The 18,233-nt window shown below is 69.7% G+C and carries 16 protein-coding genes; 13 read left to right on the top strand and 3 right to left on the bottom strand.

The genetic code is table 11. The annotated features are described in order from the left end of the window. Both AB0O24_RS02745 and AB0O24_RS02740 read left to right on the top strand, forming a co-directional pair. A complete protein-coding gene (locus AB0O24_RS02745; protein WP_275801824.1) occupies window positions 1-714 on the top strand; it encodes a lysophospholipid acyltransferase family protein in 714 nt (237 codons plus the stop codon). 9 nt (window positions 715-723) lie between these two features. Next, complete coding sequence (locus AB0O24_RS02740; protein WP_058596021.1) at window positions 724-2,061, top strand: class II 3-deoxy-7-phosphoheptulonate synthase; 1,338 nt, start codon at window positions 724-726, stop codon at window positions 2,059-2,061. A gap of 209 nt (window positions 2,062-2,270) precedes the next feature. Here the strand turns inward: AB0O24_RS02740 and pknB are convergent, their stop codons facing one another. Beyond that, window positions 2,271-4,220 (bottom strand): Stk1 family PASTA domain-containing Ser/Thr kinase, encoded by a 1,950-nt coding sequence (gene pknB / locus AB0O24_RS02735; RefSeq protein WP_363372387.1) that lies wholly within the window; start codon window positions 4,218-4,220, stop codon window positions 2,271-2,273. A 54-nt stretch (window positions 4,221-4,274) separates the two neighbouring features. Continuing rightward, the gene (locus AB0O24_RS02730; protein WP_363372384.1) at window positions 4,275-5,249 is read right to left on the bottom strand and encodes a LysM peptidoglycan-binding domain-containing protein; all 975 of its coding nucleotides are present in this window, start codon (window positions 5,247-5,249) and stop codon (window positions 4,275-4,277) included. A 159-nt stretch (window positions 5,250-5,408) separates the two neighbouring features. On the opposite strand from AB0O24_RS02730, the gene AB0O24_RS02725 reads away from it, so the two are divergent. Further along, on the top strand, window positions 5,409-5,753 hold the full coding sequence (locus AB0O24_RS02725) for an Rv2175c family DNA-binding protein (protein WP_058596018.1): 345 nt from the start codon (window positions 5,409-5,411) through the stop codon (window positions 5,751-5,753). A gap of 42 nt (window positions 5,754-5,795) precedes the next feature. Here AB0O24_RS02725 and AB0O24_RS02720 read toward each other — a convergent pair whose 3' ends face one another. Next, window positions 5,796-6,887, bottom strand: a complete 1,092-nt coding sequence (locus AB0O24_RS02720) for a polyprenyl synthetase family protein (protein WP_275800854.1) — start codon at window positions 6,885-6,887, stop codon at window positions 5,796-5,798. Window positions 6,888-6,951: 64 nt separating this feature from the next. Between AB0O24_RS02720 and AB0O24_RS02715 the strand changes: the two genes are divergently transcribed. The 10 genes from AB0O24_RS02715 (at window position 6,952) to AB0O24_RS02670 (ending at window position 18,223) form a co-directional block, all read left to right on the top strand. Beyond that, window positions 6,952-7,335: a DUF3040 domain-containing protein gene (locus AB0O24_RS02715; protein WP_058596016.1), complete on the top strand. Its 384-nt coding sequence runs from the start codon at window positions 6,952-6,954 to the stop codon at window positions 7,333-7,335. Window positions 7,336-7,880: 545 nt separating this feature from the next. Further along, a complete protein-coding gene (gene mraZ / locus AB0O24_RS02710; RefSeq protein WP_058596015.1) occupies window positions 7,881-8,312 on the top strand; it encodes a division/cell wall cluster transcriptional repressor MraZ in 432 nt (143 codons plus the stop codon). A 98-nt stretch (window positions 8,313-8,410) separates the two neighbouring features. Next, window positions 8,411-9,364 (top strand): 16S rRNA (cytosine(1402)-N(4))-methyltransferase RsmH, encoded by a 954-nt coding sequence (rsmH, locus tag AB0O24_RS02705; RefSeq protein WP_363372738.1) that lies wholly within the window; start codon window positions 8,411-8,413, stop codon window positions 9,362-9,364. Further along, window positions 9,361-9,996, top strand: coding sequence for a hypothetical protein (locus tag AB0O24_RS02700; RefSeq protein WP_363372382.1), 636 nt, complete (start codon window positions 9,361-9,363; stop codon window positions 9,994-9,996). Before rsmH ends, AB0O24_RS02700 begins: the two co-directional genes overlap by 4 nt. A 4-nt stretch (window positions 9,997-10,000) precedes the next feature. Next, window positions 10,001-11,797 (top strand): penicillin-binding protein 2, encoded by a 1,797-nt coding sequence (locus AB0O24_RS02695; protein WP_363372380.1) that lies wholly within the window; start codon window positions 10,001-10,003, stop codon window positions 11,795-11,797. A gap of 64 nt (window positions 11,798-11,861) precedes the next feature. Further along, window positions 11,862-13,274, top strand: a complete 1,413-nt coding sequence (murF, locus tag AB0O24_RS02690) for a UDP-N-acetylmuramoyl-tripeptide--D-alanyl-D-alanine ligase (protein ID WP_363372377.1) — start codon at window positions 11,862-11,864, stop codon at window positions 13,272-13,274. Continuing rightward, window positions 13,271-14,377, top strand: coding sequence for a phospho-N-acetylmuramoyl-pentapeptide-transferase (mraY, locus tag AB0O24_RS02685; protein WP_058614029.1), 1,107 nt, complete (start codon window positions 13,271-13,273; stop codon window positions 14,375-14,377). Before murF ends, mraY begins: the two co-directional genes overlap by 4 nt. After that, entirely contained in the window at window positions 14,374-15,888 is a 1,515-nt protein-coding gene (gene murD, locus AB0O24_RS02680; RefSeq protein WP_363372375.1) for a UDP-N-acetylmuramoyl-L-alanine--D-glutamate ligase, read from the top strand. Before mraY ends, murD begins: the two co-directional genes overlap by 4 nt. Before the next feature lie 5 nt (window positions 15,889-15,893). Further along, window positions 15,894-17,132 carry a putative lipid II flippase FtsW gene (gene ftsW, locus AB0O24_RS02675; RefSeq protein WP_363372372.1) on the top strand — a complete coding sequence of 413 codons (1,239 nt, stop codon included), beginning with the start codon at window positions 15,894-15,896 and terminating at the stop codon, window positions 17,130-17,132. A gap of 17 nt (window positions 17,133-17,149) precedes the next feature. Then, window positions 17,150-18,223 (top strand): UDP-N-acetylglucosamine--N-acetylmuramyl-(pentapeptide) pyrophosphoryl-undecaprenol N-acetylglucosamine transferase, encoded by a 1,074-nt coding sequence (locus AB0O24_RS02670; RefSeq protein ID WP_363372369.1) that lies wholly within the window; start codon window positions 17,150-17,152, stop codon window positions 18,221-18,223. Window positions 18,224-18,233: the final 10 nt, after the last annotated feature.

Raw genomic sequence — 18,233 nt, 5'->3', positions numbered from 1 at the left:
ATGTTCTACTGGCTCATGAAGTACGTCGTGATCGGACCGGTCATCAAGGCCGTGTTCCGTCCGTGGCTCGTGGGTCGGCGGAACATCCCGCGCGAAGGCGCGGCGATCCTGGCGAGCAACCACCTGTCGTTCTCCGACTCGATCTTCCTGCCCCTGATGATCGACCGGCGGATGGCGTTCCTGGCCAAGAGCGACTACTTCACGGGCAAGGGTCTGAAGGGCTGGGCCACGCGCCTGTTCTTCACGGCCACCGGTCAACTGCCGATCGATCGTTCCGGTGGCAAGGCGTCCGAGGCGTCGCTGAACACGGGCCTCGGGGTCCTCGGCCGCGGGGAGCTCCTGGGCATCTACCCCGAGGGCACGCGCAGCCCCGACGGCACGCTGTACCGCGGTCGTACGGGCATCGCGCGCATGGCTCTGGAAGCGCGGGTCCCGGTGATCCCCGTGGTCATGGTCGATACGGGTGCGGTCATGCCCATCGGCCAGCGTCTGCCCCGCGTGGGCCGCGTCGGCATCATCATCGGGGAGCCCCTCGACTTCTCTCGATTCGACGGCATGGAGGGGGACCGCTACATTCTGCGATCCGTCACCGACGAGATCATGGTGGCCCTTCAACGCCTCGGCGAGCAGCGGTACGAAGACGTCTACGCCTCGACGGTGAAGGACCGTCTGGCCACTGCCCAGGCGGCGAAGGCGCCCGCGTCGCGCCACTAGACTTCAGGGGTGAATCAGCAGCTCCACGACCTCGACCACTGGCGGACCTTGCCCATCAAGCAGCAGCCGCAGTGGTATGACGAGGGCGCGGTGGCCGCGGCATCCGCAGAATTGGCGACCCTCCCGCCGCTGGTCTTCGCCGGCGAAGTCGACATCCTGCGCGATCGTCTCGCTCGTGCCGCCGCCGGTCAGGCCTTCCTTCTGCAGGGCGGTGACTGCGCCGAGACGTTCGCCGGCGCGACCGCCGAGCAGATCCGCAACCGCATCAAGACGGTTCTCCAGATGGCCGTCGTGTTGACCTATGGCGCGTCGATGCCCGTGGTGAAGATGGGTCGCATGGCGGGCCAGTTCGCGAAGCCCCGTTCGAGCGACGTCGAGACCCGCGGGGGAGTCACGCTCCCCGCCTACCGCGGCGACATCGTCAACGGGTACGACTTCACCGAGGAGTCGCGCAAGGCCGATCCCGCCCGCCTCCTCAAGGGCTACCACACGGCCGCGTCGACGCTGAACCTCATCCGCGCCTTCACGCAGGGTGGCTTCGCCGACCTGCGCGAGGTGCACAGCTGGAACAAGGGCTTCGCCTCGACCCCCGCCAATCAGGCGTACGAGAGCATGGCGACCGAGATCGACCGGGCGATCAAGTTCATGGAGGCGGCCGGCGCCGACTTCGACGAGCTGACGCGCGTCGAGTTCTACACCGGCCACGAGGGTCTGCTCATGGACTACGAGCGCCCCATGACCCGCATCGACTCGCGCACCGGCCTGCCCTACAACACCTCGTCGCACTTCCAGTGGATCGGTGAGCGCACCCGCGAGCTCGACGGGGCGCACGTCGACTACTTCTCGAAAATCCGCAACCCCATCGGCGTGAAGCTCGGCCCCACCACGACGGCCGAGACGGCGCTCGCGCTGATCGACAAGCTCGACCCCGAGCGCGAGCCCGGTCGCCTGACGTTCATCACGCGCATGGGCGCCGGCAAGATCCGCGACGCGCTGCCCCCGCTGCTCGAGGCCGTCCGCGACTCGGGCGCCACGCCGCTCTGGGTCACCGACCCGATGCACGGCAACGGCATCACGACGCCCACCGGGTACAAGACGCGTCGCTTCGACGACGTCGTCGACGAGGTGCGCGGCTTCTTCGAGGCCCACCGCGCCGTGGGAACCCACCCCGGCGGCATCCACGTCGAGCTCACCGGCGACGACGTCACCGAGTGCCTGGGCGGGTCGGAGCAGATCGACGAGGCCACCCTCGCGACGCGCTACGAGAGCCTGTGCGACCCCCGTCTGAACCACCGTCAGAGCCTCGAGCTTGCGTTCCTCGTGGCCGAGGAGCTCGAGAAGCGCTGAGGCCGTTCGCCCGTCCGACGCCCCCGATCCGTTGCGGTCGGGGGCGTCGTTGTCTTCGGGGTGGTCCCTTCGACAGGCTCAGGGACCTTCAACAGGCTCAGGGACCTTCGACAGGCTCAGGGACCTTCGGCGCGCCCGCGGGCCGCGGGGGCAAGCGGCCGCGAGGTGGCTGAGCTCGTCGAAGCCACGCCCCGGCCCATGGCGCTGTCCTACAGCGTCGGCGTCAACGTCACCGTGCTGCCCTGCGGCGCGGTCGTGCCCGCCTTGGGATTGCTCGAGCGCACCTTGTAGATGTCCCAGTACTTGAACCCCAGCGGCAGCGTGCCGTCGTCGATGCCGGCATTCACCTCGAAGCCGAGATTCTCGAGCGTAGACACCGCCTCTCGGATCGTCATGCCGACGATGTTCTCGGGGATCATGACGGGTTTCGGCCCGATCGAGACGCGGAGCGTGACGGTGTCGCCGGGGCGCCAGTTGCCGCCTCCGTCGCGATCGCCGATCGCGATCACGGTGCCCGAGGCGACGGAGTTGCTGTACTCCTCGCTCGTCGTCGTCTTCAGTCCGACCGACTGGAGCTTGCTCTCGGCATCGGCGGTCTTGAGGCCCGCGACGTCCGGGACCGGTCCGAGCGATGTCGTCAGCGACGCGGCGTCGCCCTCGTAGATCGTGCAGCCCCCGGTGCAGTCGATCGCGTCGCCGCCGGAGCGGGGAGTGATGGATGCCGAGAGCACGGTGTCTGGCCCCGCCTCGGTGAACTCTTGCGCGACGCTCGTCACACCCACGTAGACGCTCTCCAGGATCCCCTGGACCTCGTTGAGGCTTCTGCCCTGGAGCTCGGGAATCTGGTGGGTGGCGGGACCGGCTGAGACGAAGACCGTGACGACCGTGTCCTTGTCGAGGCGCGACCCCGCGGGCGGGTCGGAGCCGACCGTCGTCCCCGCCGGGATCTCCCGGTCGTTGACGTCCTGGGACTGCGCGAGCAACTGGTTCTGCGCGAGGAGGGCCTCGGCATCCGCGTAGCTCCGTTGAGAGACGTCGGGCACCTCGACGAGTGAGCCGGGCCCCGAGCCGAAGTACCACCCGGCGGTCGCGGACCCGCCCGCGAGCACGAGGACGAGCAGCAGCAACCAGATGCCCCGAGCGGTCCGCCGGCGCGTCTTCGCACGCAACCGGGTCGCGTTGTCGGCGTCCTCGGTCGGTGCGTCGGGGATCGTGGCGGTCTGGGGGAGCACCTTCGTCAGCTCGCGCGACTCGGCCGCGGTGGCCGGGCCGACGGTTCCCACCGAGACGGCTCGCGCGACCTGGGGGGCGAGGCCGAGTTCTTTCTCGACCTCCCGCAGACGTTGGAGTATCACGCCCGCATCGACGGGACGATCGTCGGGCTCGCGTTCGGTCGACCAGAGCACGAGCTCGTCGAGCTGCTCGGGGACGGCGGGGTTCTTCGCGCTCGGGCGCGGGACCGAGTCGGTCGCGTGCTGGTAAGCGATCTGCATCGGCTGCTCGCCCTTGTAGGGCTGCTCGCCGGCGAGCATCTCGTACAGCATGATGCCGAGCGAGTAGATGTCGCTGCGGGCGTCGGCGGTGCCGCGCGTCACCAGCTCGGGCGCGAGGTACGCGATCGTCCCCATCAGCTGCGCGCCGCTGGCGGTGTTGGCGGTGGTCGCACGGGCGAGGCCGAAGTCGCCGATCTTGATGCGCCCGTCCTCGGCGAGGAGCACGTTCTCGGGTTTGACGTCGCGGTGGACGATCCCGGCGCGGTGCGCGGCCGCGAGGCCCGAGAGGATGGCATCCATGATCGTCAGGGTCTGATCGACCGTCAGGCGCTTGTGCTCGCGCAGGAGTTCTCGAAGGGTGATGCCGGGCAGGTACTCCATGACCAGGTAGGCCATCTCGCCGTCTTGCCCCTGGTCGAACACGTTCACCACGTGCGGGTCGCTCAGTCTCGCGGCCGAGCGGGCCTCCTGGATGAACCGGCTCTGGAACACGGTGTCGTCGCTGAGGTGCCCGTGCATGACCTTCAGCGCCACGCGGCGTTCGAGCCGCAGGTCGGTCGCCACGTACACGGTCGCCATGCCGCCGCGCGCAATGCGCGCGCGAACCCGGTACCGGCCGTCGACGAGACGGCCGATCAGCGGGTCGGCCTGCTGACTCGTGCTCACGTGTCGAGTCTACGGAGCGCCCCCTGGGAGCCCGGGGAGCGGCTCACCCCTACCTCAGCCCAGAACGGCGAGCCACGTGGTCGCGGGCTGCTCCCATTGGGCGTATCGGTCGGGGTAGGCCGAGATCTGCACCGCCTGCGCGGCGTCGGCGTACGGCAGGCCCTCCCACCCGGGGACGTCGAGGAGCCCGCGCGTGTCGGAGCCGTTGGGGTCTGCCGGTCCGCCGTAGAACACGCGGATCGATCGCTCTCGATCGAGGATCTGTTCGGGCGTGCCCCAGCCCGTGCTCGGGCGCTGCTGGAACAGGCCGAGGGAATCGCGATCGCCCCAGTCGAGGTTTCGCAGCCACGACTCCTGCATCGCTGTGCCGAGGGCGATCAGGATGCCGCGGTCGGACACGCCGAGCTCGCGCCCGATGCGGATGATGAGTCGGGCGTTCTCGGACTGTTCCGCATCGAGACCGGGCGCGAGCGCCGGGCCCGCGGATGCCGGGCCGGGTGCAGCCGCGGACGGAATCTGCAGCACTTCGCCGGGGTAGATGATCGAGTCGCGGGTCAGCCCGTTGGCGGACAGGACGGCGTCGGTCGAGATGCCGTGGGCCGAGGCGATCGCCGAGACGGTGTCGCCCGCGGTCACTTCGTACGTGACCTGGGCGGGTTCGGGGGCGGGAGCGACGGGTTGGGGTGCCGCGCCGCCGAGGATGAGCACCTGACCGGGGCGGATGACGCTGTCGGCGGCGAGACCGTTGGCCGCTTGGAGAGCGGCGACATCGAGGCCGTACCGCTGCGCGATGTCCCAGACGGTATCTCCGGGTTCGACGGTGTGCGTCGCGGGCGTGCTCGTGGCGACGGCGAGCACCGGGATCTGTCCGAGGGGTGCGGGAGCCGGGGGGAGCGCCGCGAGAGGCGCCGGCGGTGCCGCGTGGGCAGTGCCCTCGCCGGTGAGGGCGAGGGCGATCGTGCCGACGACCGCTGCGGGCCAGATCACGGTGGCGCGCGCGGGCAGCGTGGGGGAGGGGAGTCGTCGCATGGTGGGGGATTCCGTTCTTCCGACTGCCCAAAACGCTCGCACGGCCTGGGAAGGATGTCAACGCGTGAGGTCTGTGTGACGGATGTGACGAAGACGGTGCCGGATGACGGAGGGGATGACGGATGGTCGCCGTGCCGTCGCCGATGAGAGGATGGGGCCGTGAGCGATACACCCCGTTACGAAACCGCGTGGCTGACCATCCCCGATCTCGTCGAGGTGCTGGGCGAATCGCACGGACGCGTCCGTCGTCTGCTCGACGAGCACTACCTCGTCGGTTCGCGTCGCGACGGCGTGCTGCGCATCCCCTCGGTCTTCGTCGTCGACGGCCGTCCCCTGCCGGCGCTGCGGGGGACGATCATCGTCCTGCACGATGCCGGTTTCGACGAGGACGAGACCATCGACTGGCTGCTCACGCCCGAAGACACCATCGGCGTCGCCCCGATCGAAGCGCTCCTGGCGGGGCGTAAGAGCGAGGTGCGACGGGTCGCAGCGACCCTCGCCTGATTCCGCCCGCCGCCGGGCTTCCGCCCGGCGCAGCCCCGCGGCTCAGGACGAGCGCTGCGTGGCAGCCTGGGCGAGATCGCGAAGCTCGCCGACCGCGGCGTTGCCGAGCCGGGCGCCGGACAGGGCCCGGTCTGCGCGTCGTGAGTAGTCGGCGATCAGTTCCTCGGTGCGGGCGAGCGCGCCCGTGTCGACGATCGTGTTCTGCAGAGCGCTGATCTGCGCCGCATCCAGCTCGGCGTCGCCGAGGAGCTCGTCCACGGTCCGTCGGGCCGGGGCGGGCAGTGCCTCGCGGGCGAAAGCGACGAGCACGGTCCGTTTCCCCTCTCGGAGGTCGTCTCCGACGGGCTTGCCGGTCACGGCCGTGTCGCCGAAGACCCCGAGCACGTCGTCGCGCAGCTGGAACGCCATCCCGACGTCGTGTCCGAAGCGCCCGAGCGCATCGAGCTGCTCGTCGTCCGCGCCGGCGAAGGCGGCGCCGATCTCGAGCGGCTTCTGAATGCTGTACCGCGCCGACTTGTAGGACGCCACGCGCAGCGCGCGTTCGGCGTGCTCCTCATCGGGATACACGGCGTATGCCGACTCCTCCGCGACGTCGAGGAACTGACCGATCGTGACGTCGCGGCGCATGTGCGCGTAGAACCGTCGCGTCGCCGCAGCCGTGGACTGATCCGCGAGGGCCTCCTCGAGCAGGTCGTCGCTCCACGCCACCAACAGGTCGCCGAGCAGCACCGCGCCGGAGCGTCCGAACATCGCGGCGTCGCCGGTCCATCCCGCCGCCGCGTGCGCCGCTTCGAGCGCGCGGTGCGCGGCGGGCTGTCCGCGCCGGGTGTCGGAGTTGTCGATGATGTCGTCGTGGACGAGCGCCGCCGCCTGGAAGATCTCGAGGGCCGCGGCGACCGAGACCGCCGCGGGGGTGGGGCTCGTGTCGCGCGACCCCGACGACTCGATGACCGCGCGCCAGCCGGTGAGACAGAATCGGGCCCTCAGGCGCTTGCCGCCGCGCAGCGATGCCGCGCCGGCGCGGCTCATCGTCTCCGCCTCCGGCCCCAGCGAGGAGGCGTACGATAGCTGGTCAGAAAGGAACTTGTCGAGTCGCTGGGAAACAGCTTCGATCGGTTCCGGGGAGGTCACCACGGGCCTAGCCTAGTGATCCACGCCCCGCGTAGAATCGTCCGTACTTAGCAACAGAGGGGGATGCATGCCACTCTCCGAACAGGAGCAGCGTCTGCTAGACGAGATGGAGCGCCATCTCATGAGTCACGACGCCGATGTCGTCACCGCCCCCGGACGCGCCCTCAGTTACCGCAACATCGTCTACGGTTCCATCCTGGTGCTGGCCGGCCTCGGTGCTCTTGTCGCGGGCGTCTCGATCGGTTTCAATACGGGGTTCCTCGGTATCGCGATCGGTGTCCTCGGGTTCATCCTCATGGTCAGCGGGGTCGTCCTCGCTGTCACGCCGATGAAGGGCTCCCACCGCGCGGCCTCAGCGTCTCCCTCCGCGACCCGCGCCCCGCGCGCATCCGGCGCCTCCTTCATGGATCGCATGAACGATCGGTGGGACCGCCGCAACGAGGAGCGCTAAGCCCTTCCGTCCTCGATAAGCACCGGCTCTTCGGAGCCGGTGCTTTTTCGTGCGCCCGGCAGGTTTCGTGCGCCCGGCAGGTTTCGTGCGTCCTGCGGGTTCTGCCGGCTGCGGTCCTGGCATCCCCCCATAAACGCTGTTCGCTCGCATAAACGCGATCTCCTCGTGTTTCTGTGAGCGAACAGCGTTTATGCGTCGCGAGGAGCGCGGCCCGACGCCTCCCGCGGCCCCGCCGCGTCACTGCCGCGAGTGATCGGCGACGTTGCGCCGCGATCGCCCCGGCCCGGCGTCGCGGGCTTCCGTCTCCACGCGCCGCGCCGCTGTCGCGGCATCCCTCCCTTTTCCTCCACCCGCGTCGTCGGATCGCGGCCGCGCGGGCGGCTTCCGCGCCGTTCCGCGGTTGCACGCGCCCTGCGCGCGTGGCGAGCGGACTGTACACGAGGGGGCGTCCACCCAGAAGAGGGCGCGAATCGATAGCCAAGTGGAGGGCAGTGGAGTAAAGTGGGGGAAACTTCGCAGGCCGGACGAAGGGGGTGGACACCCGAATGCTGCTCGGTACGCACACCCCCAAGCTCGACGACAAGGGTCGGGTCATCCTGCCGGCGAAGTTCCGTGATGATCTCGGCGCCGGAGTGGTGATCACCCGGGGGCAGGACCGCTGCCTCTACGTGTTCAGCACCGAGGAGTTCGAGCGCGTGCACGAGCGGATCCGCGAGGCTCCGCTGAGCAACAAGCAGGCCCGCGACTTCCTGCGCATGTTCCTCTCGGGGGCCAGTGCCGAGAAGCCCGACAGCCAGAACCGCATCACCGTGCCCCCGGCTCTCCGCGCCTATGCCGGTCTCGGTCGCGAACTGGTCGTCACGGGCGTCGGCGCCCACGCCGAGATCTGGGACGCCGAGGCGTGGAACTCCTACGCCGAGAGCAACGAAGAGACGTACGCCGAGATGGAGCAGGAGGTGATCCCGGGACTCTTCTGATCCTCGGCTGTGACTCCCAGCCGCATGCCCTGACGCACTTCCCCGGCGCCAGGTCGATGCGGATGGGGATCAGAGCCGAGGAGAACCCCCGACATCTCATGGACATCCGCGACATCCACACCCCCGTCCTCCTCGAGCGGTGCGCCGAGCTGTTGGCTCCGGCCCTCCAGCGACCGGATGCCGTCTTCGTCGACGGCACGCTCGGCATGGGCGGGCACTCCGAGGCGTTCCTCGAGCGCTTCCCGACCGCCCGTCTCATCGGCCTGGACCGCGACACCGACGCCCTGCGCATCGCGGGGGAGCGTCTCGCGCGCTTCGGCGACCGCGTCACCCTCGTCCACACCGTGTACGACGGGATCGCGGAAGCCGTGGCATCGGCCGGCGTCGACAAGGTCGACGGCATTCTGTTCGACCTCGGCGTGTCCTCGCTCCAGCTCGACGAGGCCTCGCGCGGTTTCGCGTACGCGCAGGACGCCCCGCTCGACATGCGGATGGACCAGACGACGGGCGTCACCGCCGCCGAAGTGCTCGCGACCTACGGCGAGGGCGATCTGCGCCGGATCTTCGAGCGCTACGGCGAGGAGAAGCTCGCCGGACGCTACGCGCGCGCCATCATCGCCGCGCGTGCGAAAGCCCCGCTCGAGCGATCGGGTCAGCTGGTCGACGTGCTGCAGGCGGCCACCCCCGCCGCCGTCCTGCGCGAGCGCCACCCGGCCAAGCGCGTCTTCCAGGCGCTGCGCATCGAGGTCAACGCCGAGCTGTCGGTGCTCGAGCGCACCATCCCCGCCGCCCTGAAGGTGCTGGGCGTGGGCGGGCGCATCGTCGTGCTGTCGTACCAGTCGCTCGAGGACCGGCTGGTCAAGCGCGTGTTCGCCGAGGCCACGGCATCCACGGCCCCCCGGGGTCTTCCGGTCGAGCTCCCCGAGCACGCGCCCAAGTTCCGCCTCCTCGTGCGCGGAGCCGAACTCGCCAGTGACGAAGAACGCGCGGCCAACCCCCGTGCCACCCCCGTGCGTCTGCGTGCGGCCGAGAGAATCCAGGAGGACGCATGAGCGCACCCCAGGCCATCGATCTCCGGGCTGTCCACACCGGACTCGAGCCGGAGTTCCCCACGCCGATCCGCGAGCCCCGGCGCCTGCAGGCCGTTCCCACGCCCGCGCGTCGCCGCGTGCCGCGCCGCGCCTTCGGGGTGATCGCCGTCGCCGGCGCGGTGCTCATCGCGCTCGTGCAGATGGGGCTGTCGATCCTCACGACGCAGAGCTCCTTCGAGATCGCCGCGCTCACGCAGCAGCAGCGCGACCTGACGTACCAGAAGCAGATCCTCAACGACGACGTGGCCGGTCTCAGCTCGCCGCAGTACCTCGCGGCGAACGCGGCCGCCCTCGGAATGGTCATCGACGAGTCGCCGACCTACCTCCGTTTCAGCGACGGCGCCGTGATCGGGTCGGGGAAGCCCGCTGAGAACGTGTCGTCCGTCGACGCGCTCGGCCGCGGGTCGGTGCGCAACGCTCTCATCTCGGGCGTTCCGCTCGCCACCAAGCCGCAGACGCCGGCGGAGCCGGCCGCGAACGCGCCCGCCGAGGCGATGTCCGGCACGGCGACCCCCGATCAGACGGCTCCGCCCGCTGGTTCTGCGACACCCCCGCCGATCAGCGACGGTCTGCCGACGCCCGCGACACGATAAGCACATGACGACTTCCCTCACCCGTTCTCCGCGGCGACGCACGGTGATCGCCCTGGGCGTCGTCCTGGTGGTGCTGATCGCCTTCGTCGTCCGTCTCGTCGACATCCAGGTCGTGAACGCCCGTGAACACGTGGACGACTCGCTGGCCATGGGCATGCAGGACTCGCGCACGATCTACGGCTCCCGCGGATCGATCGTCGATGAGAACGGCGTGACTCTGGCGGCGAGCGTGAATCGCTACGACGTCGACATCGACCCCAAGCTCGCGGCCCAGGGCCTGACCGACCGCGACGACTCCGGGAACGTCGAGGTCACCCAGACGTGGAGCCAGATCGCGGCGCAGATCGCGGGGATCACGGGTCAGGACCCGGCCGACGTCGAGAAGATCGTGACCGACGCTGTCGCGGCGAACCCCGACTCCCGCTGGGCGAATGTGGCGAAGCGCGTCTCGACCGAGCAGTACCGCGCTCTCGCGGCGCTGGGTCTGCCGTTCCTCAGCTTCCCGCCGCAGGCGGGCCGCATCTACCCCGACGGCGCCGTCGCGGGAAACCTCGTCGGCTTCGTCGGCAGCGACGGCGAACCGCTCGCGGGGCTCGAATCCGCCGACAACGCGTGCCTCGCCTCCCAGAACGGCAAGGTCGTCTTCCAGCAGGGCCGTGACGGAAACGTGCTGCCCGGGACCGAGGTCGAGACCGAGCCGGCCGTCGACGGCGGAACCCTCAAGCTCACGATCGACCGCGATCTGCAGTGGTACCTCAGCCAGCTGATCGCCGAGCAGGTGCAGAACACCGGCTCGCTGCGCGGCACGATCACGGTCGTCGAGGCCAAGACCGGCAAGATCCGCGCCCTCGCCGAGTACCCGACGGTCGACCCCAACGACCCGACGTCGACGCCGGCGGACGACCGGGGGAGTGCGGCCTTCGGCAACCCGAACGAGCCCGGGTCGACGATGAAGGCGATCACCGCGGCCATCGGCCTGGACTCGGGCGCTTTCACCGCGGACACGACGGTCACCGCATCCGGAAGCGAGACGCTCCCCGGTGATGCGCGCGTGTCCGACTCGTTCTCGCACGGGGCGAACAACTACACGCTGACGGGCGTGCTCATCGACTCGTCGAACGTCGGCATCTCAAAGTTCGGTGAGATGATCCCGCTCGACACCCGCGTCTCGTACCTCGAGAAGTTCGGACTCACCCAGCAGACGGGGGTCGACTTCCCGGGCGAGTCGTCCGGCATCATGCGCGACCCCGCGCAGTGGGACAAGCAGACCTTCTACAACACGACGTTCGGCCAGGGCATCTCCGTGACGGTGCCGCAGCTCGCGGGCGCGTACCAGACGATCGCGAACGGGGGAGTGCGGATGCCGCTCTCTCTCGTGGAGGGCTGCACCGCCGCCGACGGCACGGTCACCGACGTCCCCGACGCGCAGGGCACGCGCGTGGTCTCCGAGGCCGCCGCGCGGCAGGTCTCGCTCATGCTCGAGAACGTCGCCACGCAGGGCACGCTCGCCAAGCAGGTCGAGATCCCCGGCTACCGTGTCGCGATCAAGACGGGTACCGGTGAGAAGACCGATCCGCAGACCGGCGCCTACAAGGGCGACGCGTACTTCACCACCATGATCGGTTTCGCCCCCGCGGACGACCCCCAGTACGTCGTCGAGGTCAACCTGGACGAGCCGCGGACGGTAAAATCGTCCGCGGCAACCGCCCCCGCGTTCCAGAAGGCCCTCACGCAGGTTCTCAAGACCTATCGCGTGATCCCGTCCGGAACCACGACCCCCGAACTGCCCAAGTTCGGCTGAGACGCCGCCGACGCCGGTCTCGTCTCGGTAACGAATGCGACACGGAAAGGGCGTTCGCACAGCAATGATCTCCACGAGCCTCTCCCATCTCGCCGACGCCGTCGGTGGGCGTCTCGTCCTCCGCGCGGGCGACACTCCCGACACCCTCGTCGCGGGTCTCGTCGACACCGACTCGCGTCTCATCGAGCCGGGCGATATCTTCGTCGCCAAACCCGGTGAGACCACCGACGGGCACCTCTTCGTCGGCACCGCGGTCGAGCGCGGTGCGGTCCTCGCGATCGTCGAGCGAGAGGTCGACGACGAGGTGACCCAGATCGTCGTCCCGGATGCCGTGGCCGCGCTGTCCGACCTCGCCCGCGACGTGGTGGCCCGGGTTCGGCGGAACGGCGATCTGCGCATCATCGGGATCACCGGCTCGAACGGCAAGACCACGACGAAGAACCTCCTCGCCCGCATCCTCAGCGACGAGGGCGAGACCGTGTCGCCGCGCGCGTCGTTCAACAACGAGGTCGGCGCGCCGCTCACGATGCTCCGCGTGACCGAGAAGACCCGCTACCTCGTGAGCGAGTTCGGTGCCAGCGCGCCGGGAGCCATCGCGCACCTGGCCGGTCTCGTCACCCCCGACGTCGGCGTCGTCCTCATGGTGGGCATGGCGCACGCGGGCGGATTCGGCGGGATCGAGTCCACCTTCCACGCCAAGAGCGAGCTCGTGCACGCCACGCGAGAGGGCGGGCTCGCCGTGCTCAACGCCGACGATCCGCGCGTCGCCGCCATGGAGCCGTTCGCGCGCGACCGCGGGCAGGACGTCCGCTGGTTCGGCCGGGGGGAGCGCGCGGCCGTCCGCGCCGTCGACGTCGAGGTCTCGGCATCCGGGACCCGCGCCGATCTGATCGTCGACGGAGAGCCGCACACCCTCACCCTGCGCGTGCTCGGAGAGCACCACGTCATGAACGCCCTCGCCGCGCTGGCGACCGCCACCGCGCTCGGCGTGCCCGCTGCCGACGCGATCGCGCGCCTCGAGACCGTCGAGATCGCCGAGCGCTGGCGCATGCAGCCGCTGGGCTCCGACCGCGTCCGTGTCATCAACGACGCCTACAACGCCAGCCCCGACTCGATGGCTGCGGCGCTTCGCACCCTCGCGCAGATCACCGGCCCCGGGGAGCGGACGGTCGCCGTCCTGGGCGCGATGAGCGAGCTGGGGGAGTACGCCGACGAGGAGCACGACCGCGTCGGCCTGCTGGCGGTGCGCCTTCGTATCCAACGCATCGTCGTGATCGGGCCCGAGGCGCGGCGCATGTACCTCGAGGCGATCGCCCAGGGATCGTGGGACGGCGAGGCGGTCTTCTTCGCCGATGCCGACGCCGCGTACGACTACCTGTCCACCGAACTCCGTGACGGTGACCGGGTGCTCGTGAAGTCGTCGAACTCCGCCGGCCTGCGCTTCCTCGGCGACCGTCTGGGAGAGTTGTTCGCGTGAGATCACTACTGACATCGGCGGGGATCTCGCTGGCCTTCACCCTGTTCCTCACGCCGGTCTTCCTGCGATGGTTCCGGCGGTGGGGCTGGGGTCAGGTCATCCGTACCCCCGAGAACGTGCACAACCCCTCCCACGGGGCCAAGCGCGGAACGCCCACGATGGGCGGCACGATCTTCATCCTGGGCACGATCATCGGGTACTTCATCGGCTCCTACGCCGGAAACAACCCTCCGACGATCTCCGGACTCCTGGTCCTGTGGCTCATGCTCGGCTTCGGTGTCGTGGGCTTCATCGACGACTACATGAAGGTGCGCCTGCAGAACAGCCTCGGACTGTCGGGGTGGCGCAAGATCGCGGGCCAGGTCATCGTGACGGTACCGTTCGCCGTCGTCGCGCTGAACTTCCCCAACGCCTTCGGTCAGACGCCGGCGTCGGGATACATCTCGATCTTCCGCGACATCCAGGTCCTGTCGCTGTTCGCGCTCGGTCCGATCGTCGGATGGCTGCTGTACCTCGCGTGGATCTCGCTGATCGGCACCGCGGCATCCAATTCGGTCAACGTCGCCGACGGTCTCGACGGACTCGCCGCGGGCTCCGGCATCTTCGTGATCGGCGCCTACAGTCTGATGGCGTTCTGGCAGAACAAGCAGATGTGCGCGGACGTCCTCGATCCCACGGTGCAGGCCGGATGCTATGCGGTGCGCGATCCGTTCGATCTGGCGATCGTGTCGGCGTCGTTCGTCGGCGCTCTCGTCGGGTTCCTCTGGTGGAACGCCCCGAAGGCCAAGGTCTTCATGGGCGACTGCGGATCGATGGCGATCGGTGGCGTGATCGCGGCCATGGCGATCCTCACCCGTACCGAACTCCTGCTGATCCTCATCGCCGGCGTGTACGTGATCGCCTCCGGGTCCGTCATCCTGCAGCGCGCGTACTTCAAGATCACGCGGGGTAAACGTCTGTTCCTCATGAGCCCTCTGCACCACCACCTCGAGATGAGGGGATGGCCCGAGGTGACCATCGTCGTACGCATGTGGATCATCGCGGGTCTGCTCGCGGTGTCCGGCGTCGGCTTCTTCTACGTCGAATGGCTCTCCCGCGTATGAGCGATCTCTCCACCCTCACGAGCTGGTACGCCGATTGGAAGGGCCTGCGCGTCGCGGTGCTCGGTCTGTCGGTCACCGGGTTCTCCGCCGCCGACACGCTCGCCGAGCTCGGCGCCGAGGTTCTCGTGGTCACCGAGAAGGCCGACGAGGAGTACGCGCGCCTGCTGCCCGTCATCGGGGCGCGGCTCCACGTCGGACCGCTCGCGGAACCGCCGGCCGAACTGGTCGACTTCGCGCCCGAGGTCGTGCTCGCGTCCCCGGGGTTCCCCCCATCGCACCCCGTCATCCGGTGGGCGATCGAGAACGCCGTCCCGCTCTGGGGAGACGTCGAGCTCGCGTGGCGGGTGCGTGACAAGGTCGTGCGTCCCGACGGCTCGCCGGCCGACTGGATCCTCATCACCGGCACGAACGGCAAGACCACCACGACGCGCCTCACCGCGGAGATGCTCGTCGCGGGCGGACTGCGCGCCGCCCCGGTGGGCAACATCGGGACCCCCGTGCTCGACGCCGTCCGCGACCCGAACGGCTTCGACGCCCTCGTCGTCGAACTGTCGAGCCACCAGCTCTGGTACCTCAACCGGCAGACCGGGCCCGAGGCTCTGTCCCCGCATGCCGCGGTCTGCCTCAACCTCGCCGACGACCACCTCGAATGGCACGGCAGCGCCGCGGCCTATCGTGACGCGAAGGCGGGGGTCTACGCCCGGACGCGCGTGGCGTGCGTCTACAACAAGGCCGACGTCGCCACGCGCGAGATGGTCGAGGACGCTGAGGTCGAGGAGGGGGCTCGAGCGATCGGCTTCGACCTGGGAGTGCCCGGGCCGAGCGACTTCGGTGTGGTCGACGGCATCCTGGTCGATCGGGCGTTCCTCGAGGAGCGTGCCACGTCCGCCCTCGAGCTGACGACGGTGGCCGACCTGGCCGAGGTCGGGCTCGCCGCGCCGCACGTGGTGGCGAACATCCTCGCCGCGAGCGCCCTCGCTCGCTCGCTCGGCGTGTCTCCGGCCGACATCCACGACGCTCTCGAGCGCTTCCGCCTCGACCCGCACCGCATCCAGGTCGTCGCCGCGCACGCGGGTGTCACGTGGGTCGACGACTCCAAGGCGACCAACCCGCACGCGGCGGCGTCGTCGCTCGCCGCGTACCCCGGCGCGGTGTGGATCGTGGGCGGCCTGCTGAAGGGCGTCGACCTCAGCGATCTCGTCCGTTCGCGCGGTGTTCGCGCCCGAGCGGTGATCGTCATCGGCACGGAGCGGACGGCCGTCGTGACGGCGTTCGAGCGACACGCCCCCGAGGTGCCGGTTTTCGAGGTCGACCACACCGAGACTGAGGACGTCATGACACGCGTCGTCGAACTGGCGGCGGGCGTCGCCCAGGACGGGGACACCGTGCTCCTCGCCCCGGCGGCGGCGTCCTTCGATCAGTTCGCGTCGTACTCCGACCGCGGTGAGCGATTCGCCGACGCGGTGCGGGCATGGCTCGCGAACGAAGACGGAACGACCCGACAGCTCTGAGGGGGATGCGAGTGACCACGACGGCCCCGCCGCCCCGGCAGACACCCGACGAGCCCTCCACCCCCGGCCTCGCGGCACGGGTCTCCCTGGGCCGAGCTTTCCGCCCGGTCTCGACCGAGTTCCTGCTGATCACGTCGGCGGCCCTCCTGCTCACGGGTTTCGGGCTCGTGATGGTGCTGTCGGCGACCTCGGCTCTCGACGGCGGCCAGAACCCCTTCGATCACGTCCTGAAACAGGGCGTCTTCGCCGTGGTCGGCATCCCGCTGATGTTCGCCCTGAGCCGCGCACCGATGGCGTTCTGGAAGAAGATCGCCTGGCCGGTCCTGATCTTCGCGACGCTGTTCCAGCTTCTCGTCTACGTGCCGGGCCTCGGCATCGAGTCGTACGGAAACCGCAACTGGGTGCAGATCGCCGGGTTCCAGTTCCAGCCCGCCGAGTTCCTGAAGCTCGCGCTCGCCCTGTGGATGGGCGCGGTGCTCTACCGCAAACGCCGTCTGCTGACCGCGTGGAAGCACGTGTTCATCCCGGTCGTGCCGGTGGCCGTCCTCGTCATCGGGACCGTGCTCGGGGGAAAAGACCTCGGCACGGTGATGATCCTCGTCCTCGTGGTGCTCGGCGCCCTGTTCTTCGCCGGGATCAAGCTCCGCATGTTCATCGTCCCCGCGGTGCTGTCGGTGGGGGTGGTCCTCGCCTCGGCGGTCGGCAGCGAGAACCGCATGGCGCGTATCACGAGCCTGTTCAATCCCGACGACGCCTCCTGCTACTACACCTCCTGCTACCAGTCCCTGCACGGGGTCTGGGGTCTCGCGAGCGGAGGGCTCCTGGGGCTCGGTCTCGGCAACTCGAAAGAGAAGTACGACTGGCTCCCGGCGGCCGCGAACGACTACATCTTCGCGATCATCGGCGAAGAGCTCGGTCTGATCGGATGCCTCGTGGTCCTGCTGCTGTTCGCGCTGTTCGCGGTCGGCGCGTTCCACATCATCCGTCGCACCGATGACACCTTCGTGCGGATCGTCGCCGGCGCGATCACCCTCTGGATCGTCGGGCAGGCGCTCGTGAACATCGGCGTCGTCCTGCGCATCTTCCCGGTGCTCGGCGTCCCGCTGCCGTTCATGTCGCAGGGCGGCACGTCGCTGCTGTCGGTGCTCATCGCGTGCGGTGTCCTGCTGTCGTGCGCGCGGACGCTGCCCGACCGCCGCTCCAAGACGCCCGCGGCTCCCGCGCGCACGGCTCGACGCCGCTGACGTTTAGGCTCGAACGAGTGACGACCACTCTTCTGGCCGGCGGCGGCACCGCCGGGCACGTGAACCCCCTGCTCGCCGTCGCCGACGGATTGCGCGCTCGCGACGCCTCCGACGAGGTGCTCGTCCTCGGGACGCGCGAGGGCCTCGAGGCCCGTCTCGTGCCGTTGCGCGGCTACGAGCTCCTGTTCGTCGACAAGGTTCCCTTCCCGCGTCGCCCGAACGGCGCCGCGGCGCGGTTCCCCGCTCGGTTCCTCCGTGCGGTCGCCGACGTCCGGCGGATGATCCGCGAGCGCCGGGTCGACGTCGTCGTCGGCTTCGGGGGATACGCCGCCGCCCCCGCGTACGTGGCCGCGCGCCGTGAGCGAATTCCCTTCGTCGTCCACGAGGCCAACGCCAAGCCGGGGCTCGCGAACGTCCTGGGCGCCCGCGGCGCCTCCGGGGTGGGTGTGGCGTTCGAGGGCACGCCCCTGCGCGGTTCGCGGGTCGTCGGCATGCCGTTGCGGCGCGAAATCGTCGACCTCGACGCGCACGCTCTCCGCGACGAGGCGGCTCGTCATTTCAATCTGGATGCCACCCGCCCCACTCTCCTCGTCTTCGGCGGCTCGCTCGGGGCGTTGCGCCTGAACACGGCGTTCGGCGGAGCCTGGCGCGACGTGCTCGACGCGGGCTGGCAGCTCCTGCACGTGACGGGGCAGAACTCCGACCTGCCCGACCCCGGTGCCGCCGGGTACGCGGTCGTCCGCTACGTCGATCGGATGGATCTGGCCTTCGCGCTCGCGGACTTCATCGTCTCGCGCTCGGGTGCCGCGACCGTCAGCGAGATCAGTGCGCTGGGTATCCCGGCGGTGTACGTGCCATACGCCGTGGGCAACGGCGAGCAGAGCCTGAACGCCGCCGCAGCCGTGCGTGCGGGAGCGGCTCGCCTGATTCCCGATGCCGAGTTCACCCCCGATCGCGTCCGTTCCGAGATCGTGCCGCTGCTGCGCGACGACGCGGGACGCGACGCCATGCGCGCCGCAGCCGCCCGCGCCGGCACTCGCGCCGGCACCGAGAACGTCATCGCGATGATCGACGAGGCCCTGACGCGCTGACGGGCGCGCC

The sequence above is a fragment of the Microbacterium sp. NPDC086615 genome (assembly GCF_040686055.1).
GTDB lineage: Bacteria > Actinomycetota > Actinomycetes > Actinomycetales > Microbacteriaceae > Microbacterium.
This window is presented reverse-complemented; position numbering and strand designations above follow the sequence as displayed.